General features: G+C 47.6%; 17 protein-coding genes. 5 read left to right on the forward strand and 12 right to left on the reverse strand.

Features of this window, described 5'->3' with window-relative positions:
- Positions 1-81: 81 nt before the first annotated feature.
- Positions 82-717: a uridine kinase gene (gene udk / locus AC1DLI_RS10740; RefSeq protein WP_477602276.1), complete on the forward strand. Its 636-nt coding sequence runs from the start codon at positions 82-84 to the stop codon at positions 715-717.
- A gap of 69 nt (positions 718-786) precedes the next feature.
- Here the strand turns inward: udk and AC1DLI_RS10745 are convergent, their stop codons facing one another.
- The 3 genes from AC1DLI_RS10745 to AC1DLI_RS10755 all read right to left on the reverse strand — a co-directional run bounded on the left by AC1DLI_RS10745 (position 787) and on the right by AC1DLI_RS10755 (position 2,830).
- Positions 787-1,410: a hypothetical protein gene (locus AC1DLI_RS10745; RefSeq protein WP_477602278.1), complete on the reverse strand. Its 624-nt coding sequence runs from the start codon at positions 1,408-1,410 to the stop codon at positions 787-789.
- Positions 1,411-1,471: 61 nt separating this feature from the next.
- Entirely contained in the window at positions 1,472-2,068 is a 597-nt protein-coding gene (locus AC1DLI_RS10750; protein WP_477602280.1) for a TetR/AcrR family transcriptional regulator, read from the reverse strand.
- Positions 2,069-2,086: 18 nt separating this feature from the next.
- Complete coding sequence (locus AC1DLI_RS10755; protein ID WP_477602282.1) at positions 2,087-2,830, reverse strand: SDR family oxidoreductase; 744 nt, start codon at positions 2,828-2,830, stop codon at positions 2,087-2,089.
- Positions 2,831-3,310: 480 nt separating this feature from the next.
- Here AC1DLI_RS10755 and AC1DLI_RS10760 point away from each other — a divergent pair, with 480 nt between their 5' ends.
- The gene (locus tag AC1DLI_RS10760; RefSeq protein WP_477602284.1) at positions 3,311-4,051 is read left to right on the forward strand and encodes a Crp/Fnr family transcriptional regulator; all 741 of its coding nucleotides are present in this window, start codon (positions 3,311-3,313) and stop codon (positions 4,049-4,051) included.
- 72 nt (positions 4,052-4,123) lie between these two features.
- Positions 4,124-4,510 (forward strand): carboxymuconolactone decarboxylase family protein, encoded by a 387-nt coding sequence (locus tag AC1DLI_RS10765; RefSeq protein WP_477602286.1) that lies wholly within the window; start codon positions 4,124-4,126, stop codon positions 4,508-4,510.
- A gap of 162 nt (positions 4,511-4,672) precedes the next feature.
- Here AC1DLI_RS10765 and AC1DLI_RS10770 read toward each other — a convergent pair whose 3' ends face one another.
- On the reverse strand, positions 4,673-5,992 hold the full coding sequence (locus tag AC1DLI_RS10770; protein WP_477602288.1) for a family 43 glycosylhydrolase: 1,320 nt from the start codon (positions 5,990-5,992) through the stop codon (positions 4,673-4,675).
- 141 nt (positions 5,993-6,133) lie between these two features.
- Positions 6,134-6,961 (reverse strand): AraC family transcriptional regulator, encoded by an 828-nt coding sequence (locus AC1DLI_RS10775; RefSeq protein ID WP_477602290.1) that lies wholly within the window; start codon positions 6,959-6,961, stop codon positions 6,134-6,136.
- Positions 6,962-7,085: 124 nt separating this feature from the next.
- On the opposite strand from AC1DLI_RS10775, the gene AC1DLI_RS10780 reads away from it, so the two are divergent.
- The gene (locus tag AC1DLI_RS10780) at positions 7,086-7,871 is read left to right on the forward strand and encodes a sugar phosphate isomerase/epimerase family protein (RefSeq protein ID WP_477602292.1); all 786 of its coding nucleotides are present in this window, start codon (positions 7,086-7,088) and stop codon (positions 7,869-7,871) included.
- 96 nt (positions 7,872-7,967) lie between these two features.
- Here AC1DLI_RS10780 and AC1DLI_RS10785 read toward each other — a convergent pair whose 3' ends face one another.
- The 7 genes from AC1DLI_RS10785 to AC1DLI_RS10815 all read right to left on the reverse strand — a co-directional run bounded on the left by AC1DLI_RS10785 (position 7,968) and on the right by AC1DLI_RS10815 (position 16,814).
- Positions 7,968-8,903, reverse strand: a complete 936-nt coding sequence (locus AC1DLI_RS10785) for a glycosyl hydrolase (RefSeq protein ID WP_477602294.1) — start codon at positions 8,901-8,903, stop codon at positions 7,968-7,970.
- Between the two features lie 76 nt (positions 8,904-8,979).
- Entirely contained in the window at positions 8,980-9,804 is an 825-nt protein-coding gene (locus AC1DLI_RS10790) for a carbohydrate ABC transporter permease (protein ID WP_308996193.1), read from the reverse strand.
- On the reverse strand, positions 9,801-10,682 hold the full coding sequence (locus AC1DLI_RS10795) for a carbohydrate ABC transporter permease (RefSeq protein WP_477602297.1): 882 nt from the start codon (positions 10,680-10,682) through the stop codon (positions 9,801-9,803). Before AC1DLI_RS10795 ends, AC1DLI_RS10790 begins: the two co-directional genes overlap by 4 nt.
- A gap of 68 nt (positions 10,683-10,750) precedes the next feature.
- A complete protein-coding gene (locus AC1DLI_RS10800) occupies positions 10,751-12,040 on the reverse strand; it encodes an ABC transporter substrate-binding protein (protein WP_477602299.1) in 1,290 nt (429 codons plus the stop codon).
- A 114-nt stretch (positions 12,041-12,154) separates the two neighbouring features.
- A complete protein-coding gene (locus AC1DLI_RS10805; RefSeq protein WP_477602301.1) occupies positions 12,155-13,666 on the reverse strand; it encodes a response regulator transcription factor in 1,512 nt (503 codons plus the stop codon).
- A 33-nt stretch (positions 13,667-13,699) separates the two neighbouring features.
- Positions 13,700-15,511: a cache domain-containing sensor histidine kinase gene (locus AC1DLI_RS10810; protein ID WP_477602303.1), complete on the reverse strand. Its 1,812-nt coding sequence runs from the start codon at positions 15,509-15,511 to the stop codon at positions 13,700-13,702.
- A gap of 199 nt (positions 15,512-15,710) precedes the next feature.
- The gene (locus AC1DLI_RS10815; RefSeq protein ID WP_477602305.1) at positions 15,711-16,814 is read right to left on the reverse strand and encodes a UDP-N-acetylmuramoyl-tripeptide--D-alanyl-D-alanine ligase; all 1,104 of its coding nucleotides are present in this window, start codon (positions 16,812-16,814) and stop codon (positions 15,711-15,713) included.
- 193 nt (positions 16,815-17,007) lie between these two features.
- Here AC1DLI_RS10815 and AC1DLI_RS10820 point away from each other — a divergent pair, with 193 nt between their 5' ends.
- On the forward strand, positions 17,008-18,054 hold the full coding sequence (locus AC1DLI_RS10820) for a CapA family protein (RefSeq protein ID WP_477602307.1): 1,047 nt from the start codon (positions 17,008-17,010) through the stop codon (positions 18,052-18,054).
- Positions 18,055-18,136: the final 82 nt, after the last annotated feature.

Here is an 18,136-nt window from a genome sequence, read left to right on the forward strand (position 1 = left end):
GACGAGATGAAAAAATGTGAATGCTATGCTACAATACTAAAATTGCACAGGCAACAACATAGGGAGGTTTACTGCAGCGCCATGCTTATTATTGGAATCGCCGGCGGCACCGGATCCGGCAAAACAACGGTTGCCCGCTCCGTCATAGATCGTCTTGGATCAGACAAAGTGACTTTCATATCCCAGGATAATTATTATAAAAATCCCACACATCTTAGCTTTGCCGATCGTGAGCTTATCAATTACGATCATCCGCTTGCTTTCGATATTGATCTTCTTGCAAGTGATCTTCTTTTGCTCAAAGCAGGAAAAACGGCATACGCGCCGGTCTACGACTTTACCATCCATGCTCGCTCATCGGAGAAAACGGTAGAGCTTAAGCCGAATAAAATCGTTATTCTTGAAGGACTTCATGTGCTATCCGAGGAAAGCATACGACAGGTGCTCGATATTAAGGTATTTGTTGATACGGATCCCGATGTGCGTATTCTACGCAGAGTGCTCCGAGATATCGAGGAGCGCGGGCGGACCATTCAATCCGTACATGACCAATACCTGAACACCGTAAAGCCCATGCACGAAGCGTTTATCGAGCCTTCCAAAAAATACGCCGACTTGATCATCCCAGAAGGCGGGCATAACGAGGTGGGTATTCAGCTTCTGTCTATATTGACAGAGAAATATTTGACGGACGGCCCGGGTCCGTTCGATTTGTAACGCATGTGTCTTGCAAAATGAAGAAGAGCACCCTTCGCGGCGCTCTTCTTCATTTTTTCGAACCCATATTTATGTTTTTGCAAACTGGAGTATGGCTATCGCTGCCCGTTCTCTTCGTTCCGTATCTCCGCTGCTCATCGCTTCATTTAATATATCCAGCGCTCTTGCAATCGTCTCTTCGTCAACAAGTACAGATTGAAGCGCTCCCTGCTCCTGCTTGACAGCGTTCCTCATCCAACACTCCAATTGCTCCTGCGTTACGGACTGTTCAAGCTTCGCGACCTTCACCTGGCGATTGAGAAATGACTTCAGCTCTGAATGAACATCCGCCTTTAGCATGCTCTTCAACCAAGTAACGCCGCGTCGATGACTAAGGCTGTCCTCGTCCGTGTCTGAACTCTCTACATAGTAATAGTCACCCAAATCCCCAAGATGAACAATTTCCCCATCCGTTACAAAGAGATAATCCCCATCCTGCATTCCGTAGACGAAACAGCCGATCTCCGCTAAACGTTCAAGCAGCACCTGGCCCTCATCCTTGTAGGCTTGAACGACTTTATTATGCCAATCGGCCTGGCTTACATCCTCCAAGTCTGCAATACCCGGCCAAGAAAAGCCCACGTAATTATCCTTTAAAAACATCGGTATATGCCTTAATCCATGATGATCTGGATTCAATAAAAATACATTCATTCAGGATGCCTCCAATCGCTTGCGTTTACCAGGCCTATTATGCATTTCACTGCAGTTCGCATTAAGCAAGACCAGTAATCAACAGCTGCCAGACAGCTTCAAAGTCTTCATCTATCGTTTCCGATGACCATTCCTTAGCATGAGAAGGATGATGGAAGCGCGAGGTTGCCAGGAAAATCGCTTTCGCATGCGATGCCGACTGTCCCGGCTTGAACTCTGCCGTCGCCATTCCTTGTTCAATGATTTGTGCAATCTGTTGAATAAGGCGGTTAACATGCACGGTAATCATATCCACTTCAATAATAGTCACTGCTGCGTACATGTTGAACATCTCCGCATCCTCGACGGCAAATTTACGCTTCGTATGAATGAGCGTTTCCAGCCACAAACGGAGGCGCCGGGTGGCGGTGCCGTCCGAATTGCCTGCAACTTCTTCTAACGGGGATGCAATGCTATTATGAAGCCATCTCTCCGTGACTGCTTCCCGCAGCGCGGCTTTGCTGGCAAAATGCCGATACAGCGTACCATGGCTGACTTGAAGGACCTTGGCGATATCTATAACCGAAGTTTTCTCCGGCCCAAAACGCCGAAGCACTTGTTCAGCAGCGTCCAAAATCATTTCTTTCGTTAATGGCATATCATTTGTCGTCATACCCATACCCGTCTCCCCTCCCTTTTAAATAAACCCGCCGTTCACGCGAATCGTCTGTCCGGTTACCCACTGCGATTCCGAGCTCGCCAAGAACAATACGACTCTCGAGATATCCTCTGGCTCGCCCAGACGGCCGAACGAATTCATATTGCCGACCGCTTTAATTTGCTCCTCCGATTTCCCGACAGTAAAGAGCTCTGTATTGATCGGTCCCGGTGCAACGGCATTTATCGTAATCCCCTTAGGCCCAAGCTCTTTGGCCAACTGACGAGTGAACTGCTCCACGGCGCCTTTGGTACCAGCATACGAGCTGTATGCGGGAAACATTTGACCTGTCACCGAAGTGGAGAAGTTGATGATGCGTCCGTTTTCCTTCATGTGTATTGCCGCTTGCTGGATCGCAAAGAAAGTCCCTTTGACATTAATGTTAAACTGCTTGTCGAAATCTTCCTCTGTCGTTTGAAGAAGCGGCTTGGTAATCATAATGCCCGCATTATTGACCAAAATGTCGACTCGTCCATAAGCCTCTAGCGTTTTGTGGAATAGCTGCTCGACTTCCGCCACTTTGCTGATATCCGCTTGAATGGCAATGGCTTCTCCGCCAAGCGCTCTAATGCCGGCCACGACTTCCTCTGCCTTACCTGGACTGCTCGCAAAGTTTATGACAACCCGTGCCCCTTGCTGTGCCAGCGCCTCCGCAATCTTCTGGCCTATGCCTCTTGAAGCACCTGTTACCAACGCTACTCTTCCCGCCAATTGGTTTTCCATGTTGATCCCGCCTATTTGTTTATTTTATTTGTTCGTTATCATTTCAATTGATGACGATCGTTCACGCTTAAGCTGAGAATGCTAACTGCAGCAACTCCCCAAGACCATGTCCCGTTTGTCTGCTCTCGTTGTACTTATTGATTTGATTATATGATGACATAAAACAAATGTCAAATGACAGATTAATTATTTTGTCATTCTTTTTTAGGCAATCGTGTGACCTGTCTAATCGGACAAATAAATAAAAGACACCCGTGATAAATTCATCACTAGGTGCCTTATTGCTTACGAAGAAAAACCGGGCCTAATCGGTCGGGTTTTCCATTATGCGTTTTCCTGCTCATTTGAGTCTAATGAAGTTGCCTGTTGAGCCATCATTACCCTCCAAAATCGTGACACAGCAACCACTTCAATACGCCGCTGAGTGTAATTCTAATTCATCTTTGCTTATTATATAATGTAAAATATTATAATTTCTTATTGAATATATCAGATCATTCACGGACGGACAAGCAAATTACAGCTCTCGACAAGAGGAATTTCGCCATTAATACGTGCCAAATCGATCATGTATACCAACTATTCCCTTGTTTCTCCTGTGTTCCCTATGACCAGTGGAATTCTGCTGAGCTCGCTGCCGTCACACCCGCCACGCCGCATTCCATTCGGGAAGGACATCTTTTTCAACATGCCATGTTTATCGTTAGCGGATGGATTCGCGTCTACAAAATCAGCCCTACGGGCAGAGAAATAACCTTGTATCGCGTGCAAAGCGGCGAGTGCTGCGTACTGATGATGGCAAGCATTTTGGGAGAAATGAAATACGAAGCCTCCGTGTCAATCGAAGCCGAAACGGAAGTGCTGCTACTCCCTGTCGAGTTATTCAAAGACTGGATGGCTGCCTTTAAGCCGATCAGGCAATTCATTTACAAACAGATTATTGAACGCATGACGAAAGTCACCACGCTTCTAGAAAACGTTGCGTTTAACCCTGTGCCTTACCGCATTGCGGAATACTTAATTTTTAAATCGACTTTGCCGTTGCCTGCGTCTTTGAGTATTACCCATGAGCAATTAGCCATCGAATTAGGCACTTCCCGCGAGGTGATAAGCCGTATTCTAAAAGACTTCGCAAACAAAGGAGCAGTTTCTCTTAGCAGAGGACATATCTCTATTTTGAATCATGGGATTTTAAAAACCGTTTTAGAAAACCATGTGTGACAATATCACTGAACCTTCTCCCAAATCCGCTTAAGATTCATTTAGATCCATTATGAAAGGGAGAGGATACTGATGAATCATTATTATGACCGCTCGAATCTAAATCGCATTCCCGAGCTTATGAAGCTTTCTCCGCAAGCCGCTGCCGCTTTTTTATCTTTTGAAAATGAAATTTATCATACCTCGGAAGTACTGCCGTTAAAAACGAAGGAACTCATTGCCCTAGCCGTTGCCCACGTTACGGGATGCCCCTACTGCATTGATGTACATGTGAAGAGATATACGGGCATTGGAGGAACGCGCGAAGAAATTTTTGAAGCCGTTCTCGTTGCTGCTTCCACCAGAGCCGGTGCCGTTCTCAGCCATGCAACGCACGCCCTGTTAGCGATTGAGGATACGAAACAGCCGCCTATAAATGGAAACGAGCAGCAATCCGCTTCGCCTGATTGTTTTTGCTGATAGGCCCGATATCGGAGTATCCGTAACATCATTAAAGGACACACAAAAAAGCGACCTCGAAAAGCCGCTTTTTTATGTGTGGTTTCTGTCCCCTGCAAAAGAAAACCCCGATCACATAGGATCGGGGTTTTACTGATTATACGCCATTACTAAAGCACGCGGTCAGTCCTCAAATAAGCTTACCGTAACACTCTCTATACTAACCTCGCCATTTCCTCCTGCCAGCTTAATGCTGTTATTGTTGCCTGGCTCTAACAGAACCGTGATGCGGGCTTCTCCGCTAAAATCGGACAGACTGCCGGTTGAGAGCGCATTAAGCAAGGAATAATCGCTGCCATTAACGGTCAAATTCAGCTTGGCCAGACGCTCTTCCGCTGCATAACGGATACGAAGCGCTGCCCGGCCGCCCTTTTCCCCGTCAATATGGTCAAACTGACAGTAGGAGCCTGTGAGGCGCAGCTCTCGAACGCTGCTTTTCCCCAGCTCGCTCATTTCAAGTACCGCTCCTCCACCAACGCTGCAGGCTTCAACTGAATAGGTTTTCTGATTCAGGTTTGCAATCGGTGCATCCCCTACGGAAGAAACGCCCTCTTTCGTCTGAATGACCGTCCGAATAGTTCCATCTTCATTGAAATGTAAATAATCGATACATACGCTTCTCAAATTGCCCTCGTCCGAAATGTCCTGGTTATGGTAGAACAAATACCATTGCCCCTTGAATTCGGCGACGGAGCCGTGCGTCGTCGAGCAGCTGGTCGGCTCAAGGAAAATACCGCGGTACGTCCACGGACCAAGCGGATTTATGCTGGTCGCATATCTCATGCGGTTATTGCCTTCCAAGTTATCCGCGTAGGTCAAGTAATATAAGCCTTCCCGTTTAAAAACCCAAGCCGCTTCGTGAAAGTCCTCCAGGCCCTCCATTTCCCGCATCTCGCCTTTAATGGATACCATATCGTCATTCAGCTCGCCGCCCTCGCATCTGCTGCCGCCGCCATAGTACATATAAGCACGCTCGTCCTCATCGACGAACACACACGGATCAATCAGGGCAAATCCGCCAAGTCCTTCGATATAACCCTGATCCGTAAAGCCGCTTGCCGGCTTCCCGCTCGTCGCTACTCCGATTTTCCATGTATCGTTCCAGTCCGAACCGCTCGGATGCGGGTAATAGAAATAGTAGGTCCCGTTCTTATACGCACAATCCGGCGCCCACATAAAACCGCCTTCCGGTCTGCCCCAGGCCACGTCGTCCGAGCGGAGAATCTCGCCCTCATCCACCCAATTCACCATATCTGCCGACGAAAATACATGATACCTGTCCATCAGGTCGCAGCCTCTTGCCGGATCCATGTCATGGGAAGCGTAAATATAAACCTTGCCGTCCCCCCACACATGCGCGGATGGATCAGCTGTATAAATCGTAGTAATAACCGGATTCTGCGAGGTGAGCTTAATCGAATCTGCAGAAATGCTTTTATTCATTATAATATCCCTCCCATAAATAACGTTTCATTCGAAGTTTGGCTTCTCTCAGCATAACCTGACCCCCTCTTCGCTGCCATGAGGCAATCGTAAACATTATAGGGAGTTCATAAACATCAGGAATGCGCCGATAAAGCTGAGCTACGTATGATTTGAAAATCGGGAAGGTGAAATTTTATGAAAGCGTTTAAATATTTTTGAAAACGTATAGGGATCGGAAAAGCCTAGCTGATAAGCGATTTCTTTGACCGTCAGCTTTCTATCCATAAGCAGCTCCCGAGCCCGGTTCATTCTCATTTTGGTGATGTAGCTTTGCGGCGTTAATCCGATATTGGATTTGAAAAAAGCATAAAAATATTTCGGGGACATGCTGATCATGTCAGCCAAAAGCGATGCCGGAATAGGTTCGCCTAGATGCTCGTTGATATATTGAAGCACCGGCTTCAGCTTGGCGTAATGTACCGTCCGCTCTACTGACATATCGGCGACTAAAGAATTATTTTTTGGAATAGCTAAAAGCTTTGCAAGCAGAACGAGAAAATAACCTTTCAGCAGCAATGCAGACATCGGTTCTTTATTCTTGTAGGCGTCGAAGGTGCTGCGAAATAACGGTCCTTCCGTCTTAAAATAATGCTGAGGAATCGTGCCCATTAAATCAAAATCGTTCAAAAAATTGATCCTCTGGCCTAATGGGAAGTCAAAATGGGTGAAAATATGGCTGCAGGGCGAATCTATGCAATAGGCGGAGTAGATAACGCCAGGATTGAAGAATACGATATCGCCTTCACGAGCCGTAGATCTCCCGCCCTCGTAGTCAATCGTGACCTCACCGCTTGTCACATACCATAAATCATAGTCCGGGTGCTTCTTCTTCTCCGACCAGCCAATTTCATGATCGGAATACCCGCTATTGTTAAATCTCAGCTCGATATCTTCGATTAATGCGTCCATGATATTTCGATCCAGCATCGGCAATCATTCCTTAGTAAGGATTACTCACAGCCATCAAACCATACTTGTAACCATTTTATTTGATCCATCCTCTTTGTACAATGAAATCAATTTTCAAATCGCTGTATAGGAGGCATAGGCTATGAATAAAATTGGCTGGTGCATGGGCATTGAACAAGCGGGTCTGCTGGCAAGCAAAGGCTTCGATTATATCGAATGCCCCTTATCTTCCCTGCCGCTTGAGGACGAGCATGCTCTAAAAGAGAAACTGCCTCAATATCTGGACTCCCCGTTACGGGTGCAGGCCATGAACCTGTTCTTCCCGCAGGGTATGATGGTCGTCGGCCCGCAAGCGGATCGGGAGCGGATTCGTCGATATGTACACAGGGCAGGCGAAGCAGCAAGCCAGATCGGCGCGAAGATAGTTGTGCTTGGCAGCGGCAGGCAGCGTATGATTCCAGAGGAATGGGCAAGACAGAAGGCGGAGGAGCAGATGCTGGAAGCACTGCAATGGATATCGGAGGAATGGTCCGGAAATGGCGTTACATTGGCACTCGAGCCGTTAAACCGTAAGGAATCCAATTTCATCAATAGCGTGCATGACGCTGTGCAGCTGGTAAAACAAATCAATAGCCCGATTGTGCAAGCGCTGGCTGATTTTTATCATATGGACGAAGAAAATGAACCGCTGGAAACATTAATGGAAAATAAAGACTGGATTGCCCACATTCATATTGCGGATACCGGAAGGCTTGCGCCCGGGACGGGAACGTATCCCTATAAACGGTTTACCGAGATGCTGCGAGCAATAAACTATACGGGAATGATTTCTGCGGAATGCACTCTCCTCGAGACAAACAAAGAACTAGAGGAAAGCTTCGATTTTATGCAAAAAATGAGTAATGCTATACAATCGGATGCCGGATAGGCAAGAGGAAGGCAGGTATCCGCCTCCCTCCGTACATGAAAAGAAAGACAAGCCAGGGATATCGCATCCGCCAGCTTGTCTTTTTGATGATCATGATTATTCTTCAGGCAATAAGCTGAGCTCAAATGGCTCGTTGCGGTCGCATACCAGCACGCCGTCAATCACGTCCAATCTTGCTGCTTGCACGGAAGAGCGCCTGCTTTCATAACGTTTCTCCTGACCTTCATGGTCAAGCGCCCCGTCTCTGCCAGGATGCGTAAAATAGAAAATATATGCGCTGTCGCCTTGCACAACTACGTCGGCATGCAGCCCGATGGTCCCGTCATCCTCGCGCGTTCCCGGCTGATCCAGAATAAGACCGTTGCGCTCCCAGGTATCCAAATCCTCGGACCGATACACGCCTTGTCCTCTCCACTCGTCTACGATCATCCAATAGGCACCTTTTAACCAAAACACATTCGGTCCTTCATGGCCGCGGCCCGTAATAACCGGACCAACCACGTTCCACTCGAATAAATCCTTGCTGTCTGCCGCATAAGTAAAGGAATGATTGCCTTCATCCTTGTACCACATCCGGAAGCCGCCGCCTGGCAGTTCGTGGATACAGGAATCGATGACCCGGCTTGAGCTTAACGCAAGCTTGGAGCGGAAAGTCCAGTCGAGCAAATTCGTGCTGGTATAATGCATAATATCGCGTCGATGGTCAGGCCAATCAACGGGTACGCCTTGAATGTAGCTGACATACATGTGGTATAGGCCGTCATGCCAGTAAATTTCCGGCGCCCAGAACGTATTCCGGCCCCATTCAATGTCGAGTCCCTGAATCGTGCCCCGGTAAAGCCAGGTTTTCCCGCCATCACGCGAAGAGGCCACACCTAAATCGGTTCCGTGTACCCAAGCGAATTTTGGTCCTTCTGCCGTCGCTCTGCGATTCGTATAGATCATCCACCATTCTTTGGCCTCACGGTTCCATATGACAACCGGATCAGCTGCGCCGTCATAGATCGGATCTCGAAATAAAGGTGCGTCCATGATTATCATCGTCTCCCTAGATTGAGTATTCATTCCAGCGTACCGACATGCCGGCAGCGGTACAAGTAAGCTGAGCTTAACCCTTCACAGCGCCGCCGACTATGCCTTTAACGATTTGCTTTTGCATGAGAATAAAGAAAATAAAGATCGGAATAAGGACGATAACCGTCAGTGTCATGAACAATGGCCAGTCGACTGCGAACTCTCCCTTTGCTTTGTAAACCTGCAGGACAAGAGTGGCATTATCAGATGAATTAAGAAACAGCATCGGCGCAAGAAAATCATTCCACACCCACATCGTCTGATAAATAATAGCCGTGACGGTAATCGGCTTAAGCAGCGGGAAAATGATACGCCAGAAGATACCCCATATCGTGCAGCCGTCAATAATGGCCGCTTCCGGCAGCTCCTTCGGTATGGTCCTCATATAACCCATCATTAGAAAGAAGACAAAAACCGAGCCTCCCATATAAATAAACATCAGCCCGTACAGCTTGTCAATTAGTTGAAACTGCGTCATCAGCTCAAAGAGCGGAATAAGCGTCGTTTGGAACGGAATCAGGAAGCCGGCGAGCAAATAACCCATAATGATCTTATTAGTTTTTCCCGGATTAAATACAACAGGATAAGCAGCCATAGCCCCAATCAGCACCATAAGCAGTACGGAAACGACCGTGATGAGCAAGCTGTTCCCGAAGCTCTGCAGAAGCGGTACCTCTTTAAACACGCGGACATAATTATCGAAATTAAGCGTTGTCGGCAAGCTCATTGGATTCATCGCTGTTTGAGCAGGCGTCTTTAAGGTGTTCACAATGATCAAGTAAAAAGGAAAAAACGTAATGAGCCCGACAGGCAGCATCAGAATATCAAGCAGCCAATTTTTACGGTTCGTTTCTGTCATAGCATTTTCTCCTCTCGCCGCTGCATGACGGTCACTTGGAAATAGGTGAGCGCCAGCACAATAAGGAAGAAGACGATGGACATGGCTGAAGCCAGTCCGAACTGCACCTCGGAGATACCGCGCAGTACGATAACCTGGGTAATCGTATGCGTCTCGAAGCCCGGTCCGCCCTTGGTAAGCGCGAACGGAATTTCAAATACTTTAAGCCCTCCCGTTAAGAGCAGCATCACGCTAATCGTCATAGCCGGAGCAAGCAGCGGCAGCGTAATATTGCGAATTTGCTGCCAGCGAGTTGCTCCGTCAATCGAGGCCGCCTCGTAATAATCCTTGGAGATGCCCTGCAGGAATGCCAGATAGAGAACGGCATGCCAGCCTGCCCCTGCCCATACCGCGACGAGAATGGTGGAAAGCTTGGCAAGCATAGGCTCGGACAGCCAAGGCTGCGGGCCCGCACCAAACAGATCATGGAGTACGCTGTTCAACACGCCGGATCCGATTGGCGACAGGATGAAGCCCCATACATAAGCCAGTATCAGACCGCTCGGTATGGACGGAAAGAAGAAGATGGCACGATGAATATTTTTTGTATAAAAATTCCGATCCAGCACTAACGCGAGCACGATGGCAAGCAGCGTGGTCAGAATCGTTGTCGATATGGCAAAAAGCAAGGTATAGGATATACCCGATACGATAGCGGCATCCTTGAAAATTTTAATATAATTCGTTATCCCTACGAAATCGTAATCTTTGGAATAACCGTTAAAGTTCGTCAAGCTAAAAAAGAAAGATTTGATAAGCGGGTAAATCGTAAATATCGTATAAAAAAGTAAAATCGGTATGAGAAAAACTTGGTATTGGAAAGATCTCAGCAGTTTCATCCCGTATGCTCCCTCCTTTGTAAAACAGCAGGAGGGGATTGCCCCTCGCTGCCGCTTACCGTCTCTTTTTATTTGCTTTCCATCTCTTTAAGCTTCTGATCCATCGCTTTCGTTACGTCCTCTACCGTTCCTTTGCCAACAAGCAAATCCTGAACGGACACGACCAGTTGATTTCTCAGAGCTTCCTGATGTCTAGGCCAAGAAACCATTGGGAGATAAAATTTCCCTGCAAGCAAACCGTCTTTGTATGCATTCTCTAGAGCAGGATGAACCTTGCTTTCGTAGCCGGGAATCGTAATGATTTGGCCTGTACCCTGCTCAAATTGCTGCAAGCCTTCCGGCGTAGACAGGTATTCAACGAACTTAATGGCTGCATCCTGATTTTTGGATTTGCTATTAACCGCAAAACCTACGTTTGGAGCACCTGCATAATATTCCTGTCCTTCCTCGGCGCCGGGAACCGCCATCATGCTAAACTTCAATTCCGGGTTTGCTTTCTCAATAGCCGGGATATTCCACGGTCCGCCTTGGATCATGGCCACATTGCCTACCGCAAATTCATTAACCATCTGGTCGCCGGTAAGACCGATCATGTTTGAAGTGATGATTTGATTATCGATCAAGCCTTCCTTCCAGAGCTTAAGCGGCTCTGCCCATCCGTCAGCAAAGGTGGCTTCGCCCGCAAACAGCTTGGTATCGTATTCAGGATCCTTCGACAAGGTCATGCTCGCAACCAATGCCCCTTGAATGGTAGAAATATCACCTGCGTTGTCATAGAGAGGAACAATACCTGCATCCTTCAGCTTGATGCAAAGGTCGATAAATTCCTGCCAGGTTTTTGGCTCCGTCGTTACGCCGACCTTAGCGAACAAATCCTTATTGTAGTAAATGCCGCCTACCCAGCCCGCTTGGGAGAATGCATACGTTTTGCCATCGCGGGTGAACATGCCTTTGCTCGCATCGGTCATTTTCGACATAAATGCTTGGTCCGTCAGATCAAGCGCGTAGCCGCCGTCGATCAGCTCATTCCGATTTTCCGCTGCCATAATAAATACGTCCGTCGCCGAATTGGAGAGCAGCATCGTTTGCAGCTTGGCGATATAATCCTTAACTGGCGGTGCCGTCTGGAAATCGATCGTGATATTCGGGTACTTTGCCGTAAAGCCGTCAATAACCGGCTTCATCTCGGTTTCGTTGTTCCACGAAAGCAGGCTTAGTTTTATCTTTTTCTCTGAACCCGTTCCCTCGCCGTCTGCACTGCCGGCTTGGTTGCCATTGTTCCCGTTTCCGCCGCAAGCGGACAGAATAAGTGTAACGGCCATCATTGCAATTAGAAGCATGTAGCTTGATTTACGCATGCTGTGTTCCCCCTGTATTTCATTTTTTGTAAGCACTTTCACCATTATGATAACGCTTTACCGGGGGCTCGAGAATTTACATCGTTGCGTGATTTATTGTACATTGTTGCACGCTTACATAGAGGAGGGAGCTTGCTTGCCCGCTCGAAACTCCTTCGGAGAAACCCCATTATGCTTTTTAAAGGTTTTGCTAAAATGGCTTTCATCCACAAAACCTGTCATTTCTGCAATCGCGCTATTTTTCAAACTCGTGCCTGCAAGCAGCTCAGCGGCCTTGTCCATCCGAATCTGCGTCACATACTGCCAGTAGTTGATTCCAAATTGCTGCTTGAATATCCGGCTAAGCTGATACTTGTCGAGGCCAAAGGCATCAGCGACGCACTGAAGCGACAAATCCTCCGCATAATGCAGCTCAACATGCGATTTGATCCTACTGATCGTTTCTTCTGTCCGGTCGGCAGCGGGGTCTGACTGTTCAATCATGCTGGCAATCTGGGAATGGAAGAACTCCTCCAGCTTATCTGCCGAGCCGTATTTTCTCAGCCTGTCCAGCGTAATCGTTTCATATTCGGCGACGATCCGCTTTGAACGCCTCATCATCTGTTCGGCTATGGATAGATAGTGCACGCATAAGCTGTACACTTTGTCGGGATCCAGCTTCAGCTGTCTAAACACATGAAAAAGACTGTCAACAAGATCCTTCAATGCCCCTTGCGAGAAGACTAGCGAAAACTTCTCCTCGAACGCCTTATCAAATTGCTGATAGTGCTGCAGTGACCATTGCTCCAAGGGCTGCGGCTCCGATTGCAAATAGAAAGTGCCCGCGGCATAAAAGCCGTTAGCTGCCGCTTGTTTACTCTGAATAAGCAGCTGCTGCAGCTGCTCCGGCTGCTCCCCAGCTGCGCTGCTCCCTATTCTCATATGGCTTTCCGGCTGTTTGGCCTGCCATGCAGCAGCTATTCGCTCGCCAAGAAGCGGCAGCTGGTCCTTCCGCTCATTAACCGATAGGCCAAGGAATGCTGAATAGTGCTGCTTATTCAATTGACATATGACGGAAATGACGGCGGGCTCAAGCTGTTGAAATTCGGAGCCTAAGGCCTCCTTGCTCAAAGTCTCGCCTGTCAGCGTCAGCATGATATAGCGATGAATACCTAATGTATGGAATGCCGTCTGGGCAACCGTCAGCCATTCTTCATGCAAGGAATCTTGCCTCAGCAAGCCTGCGAGCACAGCCTCCAGTTTTTTTTCGTGATCGCTTTGCGTCTCTTCTATGAGCTCCTTAACCGCCGCCTCCAACAGATTGGTATCTACCGGCTTAAGCAAATATTGCGATACGCTTAGGCGGAGCGCTTCACGGGCATATTCAAATTCGTCATAAGCGCTTAATATAATAGCTTTCGGTTTATGAGGCAGCTGCTGCAGCTGCTTTAATGCCTCAATCCCGTTTAGATGAGGCATTTGAATATCAATAATGAGCAGATCCGGCAAAAAATGCGCTGCCATTTCTGCTGCTTCCCGCCCATCGTAAGCATGCTTAACTTCCGTTATGCCAAGCGACTCCCAGTTCATCATTTTATCCAAAAAGGTATGGAGTGATTGTTGATCGTCCGCAATTAGCAACTTCATAAAGGTGTCTCCTTTCGTTGAGGCCTTCTTAAATTAATAAATAAGCGGCAGCAAGATGGAAATCTTCGTGCCCGCCGTTTCTCTGCTGCGAATGTGGATCCCATATTCATTTCCATATTTCAGCTTTATGCGCTGGCTCACATTGTATAATCCAATATTATCTGTCTTTTGGTTCGGACTATTGATATGTCGGTTCAGTGTATCTACCTGCGAACTGGCAATGCCTTGCCCATTGTCTGCGATCACGATCAGCAGTCCTTTGCGCCCAGCAACGGCTTTAATCTGAATCGCGCCCTCCCTGACATGATCGCCAAAGCCGTGACGAATGGAGTTTTCCACGATAGGCTGAAGCGTCAGCTTCGGAATTTTGCAGCGCAGCACCTCACGGTTCGGTATGAGGAAGGAAACGGCAATGCCGTCATTGTATTTCTTGTTGAGTATGTATAAATAGTCGGATACATTACTCATCTCCCGCTCCAGCTCGACCTCCTCCTCTGAGCGTTTCATAGAATACCGGAACAGGTTGCTGAGCGATAAGACGATATGATTTGACTCTGCCGTATTTCCGCACACGATTTCCGTCTGCAGCTGCTGCAGCGTATTAAAAAGAAAATGCGGATTAATCTGCGCTTGGAGCGTCTTAAGCTCCTCTTCCTTCAGACTAATTTGAGTTAAATAGTTTTGCTTGATCAGCAGATCTATACGGCCCATTAAGTCTTTGAATTTGTTCCCAATATGATTAAGCTCCCGGTAGCGGTAATCGCGGGGTTTAACGTACAGCGAATCATCCTCGCCCATGCGATCAAGCGCGGCAAGCAGCCTTCTCACCGGCAGTGATATGCGGAGCGTAATAAGCAGGCTGATCAGCGTATTGGCGATTAGACATACATAAAGAATGCGGCCAAGGTTTGATTTGAGCGGCTGAGATTGGTCTGTAATGTCGGACATCGGAACGGTCGAGAGCATTTTCCAACCGCTGATGGCTGTAGGTTGAAAGATAACCAGCGTTTCAATGCCGTTAATCGTTTCTTTAAAATGTCCCGAGGGCTGCTCATACAGCTTCTCTTCACCCGGAAAATTCAAGGTTTGGCCAATCTGGCTGCTATCCTTGTGAACGATAATCCGGCGATTCTCGTCAATTAGAAAAATGCTGCCTTTATTTTGATAGGTGCTCTGCTCGAACATGCCGTTAATTTTGCGAAGATCCAAATTCCCGATAACAGCTCCAAGCGTTTGGCCCTGATAGCCCTTAACCTGTAAAACAACGGATAATGTCGGCTGATTATAGCGGGTAATATTCGTGGAGAGGTAATAGTCCTGTTTGTGTACGCCGATGCTGAAAAAGCTGCCCTGCGGATTCGTCTGGAACGTTTCTTGTACCCAATCCTGCGACTGAAACGGATAATCCCATTGCAGCGTTTTTCTCCCCTCCAAATTATTGATATAACCGGTTTTGCCCAGCATGAGAACGTCGCTGATTAACGTTTGATAGGAGCTTACGCCCTGTGCGATTTCCGCGATATTCCGCTCATGCTGAAGCCTGTTTCGGATGCCAATCGTATGATGCTCCTTCATCATCGTAATCACCGAATAGTTCCCGGCCAACATAACGAGCGAACGCTTAGATTCCTCCAGATTAAAGCTAAGGCCTAGCGCCGCCTGTTCCATGACCTTATTGCTGGAGTTTACGATTTCTTCGGTAATCATTTTCGTGGAATCCCGAATGGACAAATAGCCCAGCAGCAGCAATAAGAGCACATTAACCAACAGATACGATATCAGAATCGTTCGCATAATCGTTCGGTCTAGAAAATTGTGCCGCAGAAATAAAATGACTTTGTTCATGATGTCTCCCTCGCCCCGCAATCAGCTTCTCGTCTTCCGTGTTTTCTTAGAGGGTATTATAGCATGAGTTTGATTACGTTCAACTTCAGAGGGGCTTGAAGGCTGCGATAAAATAAAGACCTGTGATCCGCGGCTTCGCAAGGAAGCACGCCGTTTCACAGGCCACTAAGGTTTATTTACCTCATTTTCATTTTCATTTTCATTTTCCGGCATTACGTTTTAAGTACTTCACCATCGTACTCATTCGTAAACGGTTTGACCCCTTAATCAGAATCGTGACGCCCGGCTCCAGCTTTCGAAGCAAAGCCTTTTGCAGCTGATGCTTGCTCGCGAAACTCTTTATCCGATTTGCGGGAAAACCCGCTCCCCTCGCACCGACCGCAATCTGCTTCGCTGTACCGCCCAGCGTATACAGATGGCTGACATTTTTAGCGGCGGCATACCTTCCAACCTCTTGATGGCCTTTGGTTGTATGCTTGCCTAATTCGAGCATAGAGCCGAGTACGGCTATTTTGGAATTTGCCCCTATGGTCGAAAGCACATCGATGGCTGCTTTGGATGCATCGGGATTCGAGCTGTAAGCGTCATCGATTACTTTAACGTTTCTGCCCAAACGATGAACAATTAATCGGCTCTTTGATCTGATGAACGATTTAAGCCCGCCTTGTATTTGCTGCTGCGTAAAACCCAAACCATGGGCAATCGCTATGGCAAACAAGGCGTTGTAAATATTATGCTCTCCGAGAATAGGGATATAAAAAGAATGCTCCACGCCGTCCAGCTCAACCTTAAAGCTCATCCCGCCGTTTTTATAATAGACATGGGTGGCTTTAACATCCGCTTTATTCCGTATGCCTACCGTAATGATTTTACCCTTGAACCCTTTGGTATGGAGCAAAGAGGAAGAAGGATCGTCTGCATTCAGCAATAAAGTGCCGCTCGGTTTCATGAAATGGATCAGCTCTGATTTCGCCTTGGCTACCCCGGCAATGCGCCCGCCAAAGTTGCCTACGTGAGCCCTTCCTACATTCGTAATCACGCCGATACTTGGTTGTAAATATTGACAATGCCTTTTTATGTTTCCATAAAATTGCATGCCGTACTCTACCACCACAGCCCGGTGAATAGGACGAAGCATCCGAGCATGCCGTCTTGTCGCGCTGGGAGCATTGTGATTGCGAGGAGACTTAAAAATTTTCCAACGCCTTTTTAATACGGATGCAATCATTTCTTTGGTAGTCGTCTTACCGGCACTTCCGGTAACCGCGATGACGGGCCTTTGCCGCATGGTTGTTTGCTCCAAAATACTGCCCCCTAAAACATATAATGTCCACCTTTGTTCATTGCCGCTCTATATTTTATGTTAAAGAAACAAAGAACGATTTGGTTGTTAGACCAATTTGGCTGCCCTTTCATCTCTTAGGGGTTACGCACCAGGTATACCAGCACATCATAAAATGAGGCAAAACCTTTTTCTAGGAAAGGATACAGATAACTTGTCCACGGAATTCAAGCTGGCTGCCACCGGAGATATTTTAATGATAGGACCCATCCTAAGAACGGCCAAACATTTAAACAAAAACAGCTATTCATTTGAATCCATATTTCAAAACGTCGCTCCCCTGTTTAAACAAGCCGATTTGGTGATTGGCAATCTGGAGACGCCGCTCGCAGGAGCGGAAGCCCATTATACGCAGTCGAATCGCCGTACAGGCTTCACCATGTTCAATTGCCCCGACGAATTGGCCCCCGCTTTAAAAGAAACAGGCTTCCAAGTCTTGACCACAGCCAATAACCACTGCATGGATCGCGGCACGAAGGGGCTGGTTCGCACGCTGCAGGTTCTGGACGATCACGGGCTTGCGCACACCGGTACGTATTCATCTGATCCCGGATCCGAGAACCATCTGATTTTGGATGTAAAAGGTCTCAAGGTCGGCATAGCCAGCTATTCGAAAGGAACAAACAAAATCCCCTTGCCTTCCGATAAAGCATGGATGGTCAATCAAATCGATCCTTCAAACCATAGAAAAACCGCCGAGCATATACGCAGACTCGCGAGCAAAGTCGATGTTGTCGTCGCCTGCCTCCATATCGGAAAGGAGTGCCGTCATGTCCCCTTGAAGCAATCACAAAAGCTGGTGAACTTGCTGCTGGATAATGGCGCGCATATCATACTCGGCCATCATCCGCATGTCATTCAGCCGTCCTTCGCCACCAAAGATAACCGCTTTGCCATCTACTCGCTTGGCAATTTTATCTCTACCCGCCTATACCATAATCCCGCTACCAACATCGGTGTCGTACTCGAATTAACAGTCAAAAAAGAAACCGACGGAAGAGTTACCGTGACGAAGTCCAACCTAATCCCTACCTGGTCAACCCGGCTTAAAACAGCGAGCGGGATAAAATACCGCATTCTGCAGATTAATCAAACCCTATTGAAGCCGGAGCCCGGCCAATCCGTCTCGGATTGGAAATTGATGCAAAAAGTGTGGAAGCACATGAGGCCGCTGTTAGCCGTCAGGCGCTCTTCGTCTTGAGGAGCGCTTGTTATACGAATAGCTTAAATATAAACATGAGCTGGCTCACAGCTCTCTTTCGGACATTAATGTAAATAATACT

The organism is Paenibacillus sp. 01T443 (genome assembly GCF_056398325.1).

What these genes read in the sequence shown, in the direction of transcription:
- udk (WP_477602276.1), top strand. Translation starts at nt 82, where the DNA reads ATGCTTATTATTGGAATCGCCGGCGGCACCGGATCCGGCAAAACAACG.
- AC1DLI_RS10745 (WP_477602278.1), bottom strand. Translation starts at nt 1,410, where the DNA reads ATGAATGTATTTTTATTGAATCCAGATCATCATGGATTAAGGCATATA.
- AC1DLI_RS10750 (WP_477602280.1), bottom strand. Translation starts at nt 2,068, where the DNA reads ATGGGTATGACGACAAATGATATGCCATTAACGAAAGAAATGATTTTG.
- AC1DLI_RS10755 (WP_477602282.1), bottom strand. Translation starts at nt 2,830, where the DNA reads ATGGAAAACCAATTGGCGGGAAGAGTAGCGTTGGTAACAGGTGCTTCA.
- AC1DLI_RS10765 (WP_477602286.1), top strand. Translation starts at nt 4,124, where the DNA reads ATGAATCATTATTATGACCGCTCGAATCTAAATCGCATTCCCGAGCTT.
- AC1DLI_RS10770 (WP_477602288.1), bottom strand. Translation starts at nt 5,992, where the DNA reads ATGAATAAAAGCATTTCTGCAGATTCGATTAAGCTCACCTCGCAGAAT.
- AC1DLI_RS10775 (WP_477602290.1), bottom strand. Translation starts at nt 6,961, where the DNA reads ATGCTGGATCGAAATATCATGGACGCATTAATCGAAGATATCGAGCTG.
- AC1DLI_RS10780 (WP_477602292.1), top strand. Translation starts at nt 7,086, where the DNA reads ATGAATAAAATTGGCTGGTGCATGGGCATTGAACAAGCGGGTCTGCTG.
- AC1DLI_RS10785 (WP_477602294.1), bottom strand. Translation starts at nt 8,903, where the DNA reads ATGGACGCACCTTTATTTCGAGATCCGATCTATGACGGCGCAGCTGAT.
- AC1DLI_RS10790 (WP_308996193.1), bottom strand. Translation starts at nt 9,804, where the DNA reads ATGACAGAAACGAACCGTAAAAATTGGCTGCTTGATATTCTGATGCTG.
- AC1DLI_RS10795 (WP_477602297.1), bottom strand. Translation starts at nt 10,682, where the DNA reads ATGAAACTGCTGAGATCTTTCCAATACCAAGTTTTTCTCATACCGATT.
- AC1DLI_RS10800 (WP_477602299.1), bottom strand. Translation starts at nt 12,040, where the DNA reads ATGCGTAAATCAAGCTACATGCTTCTAATTGCAATGATGGCCGTTACA.
- AC1DLI_RS10805 (WP_477602301.1), bottom strand. Translation starts at nt 13,666, where the DNA reads ATGAAGTTGCTAATTGCGGACGATCAACAATCACTCCATACCTTTTTG.
- AC1DLI_RS10810 (WP_477602303.1), bottom strand. Translation starts at nt 15,511, where the DNA reads ATGAACAAAGTCATTTTATTTCTGCGGCACAATTTTCTAGACCGAACG.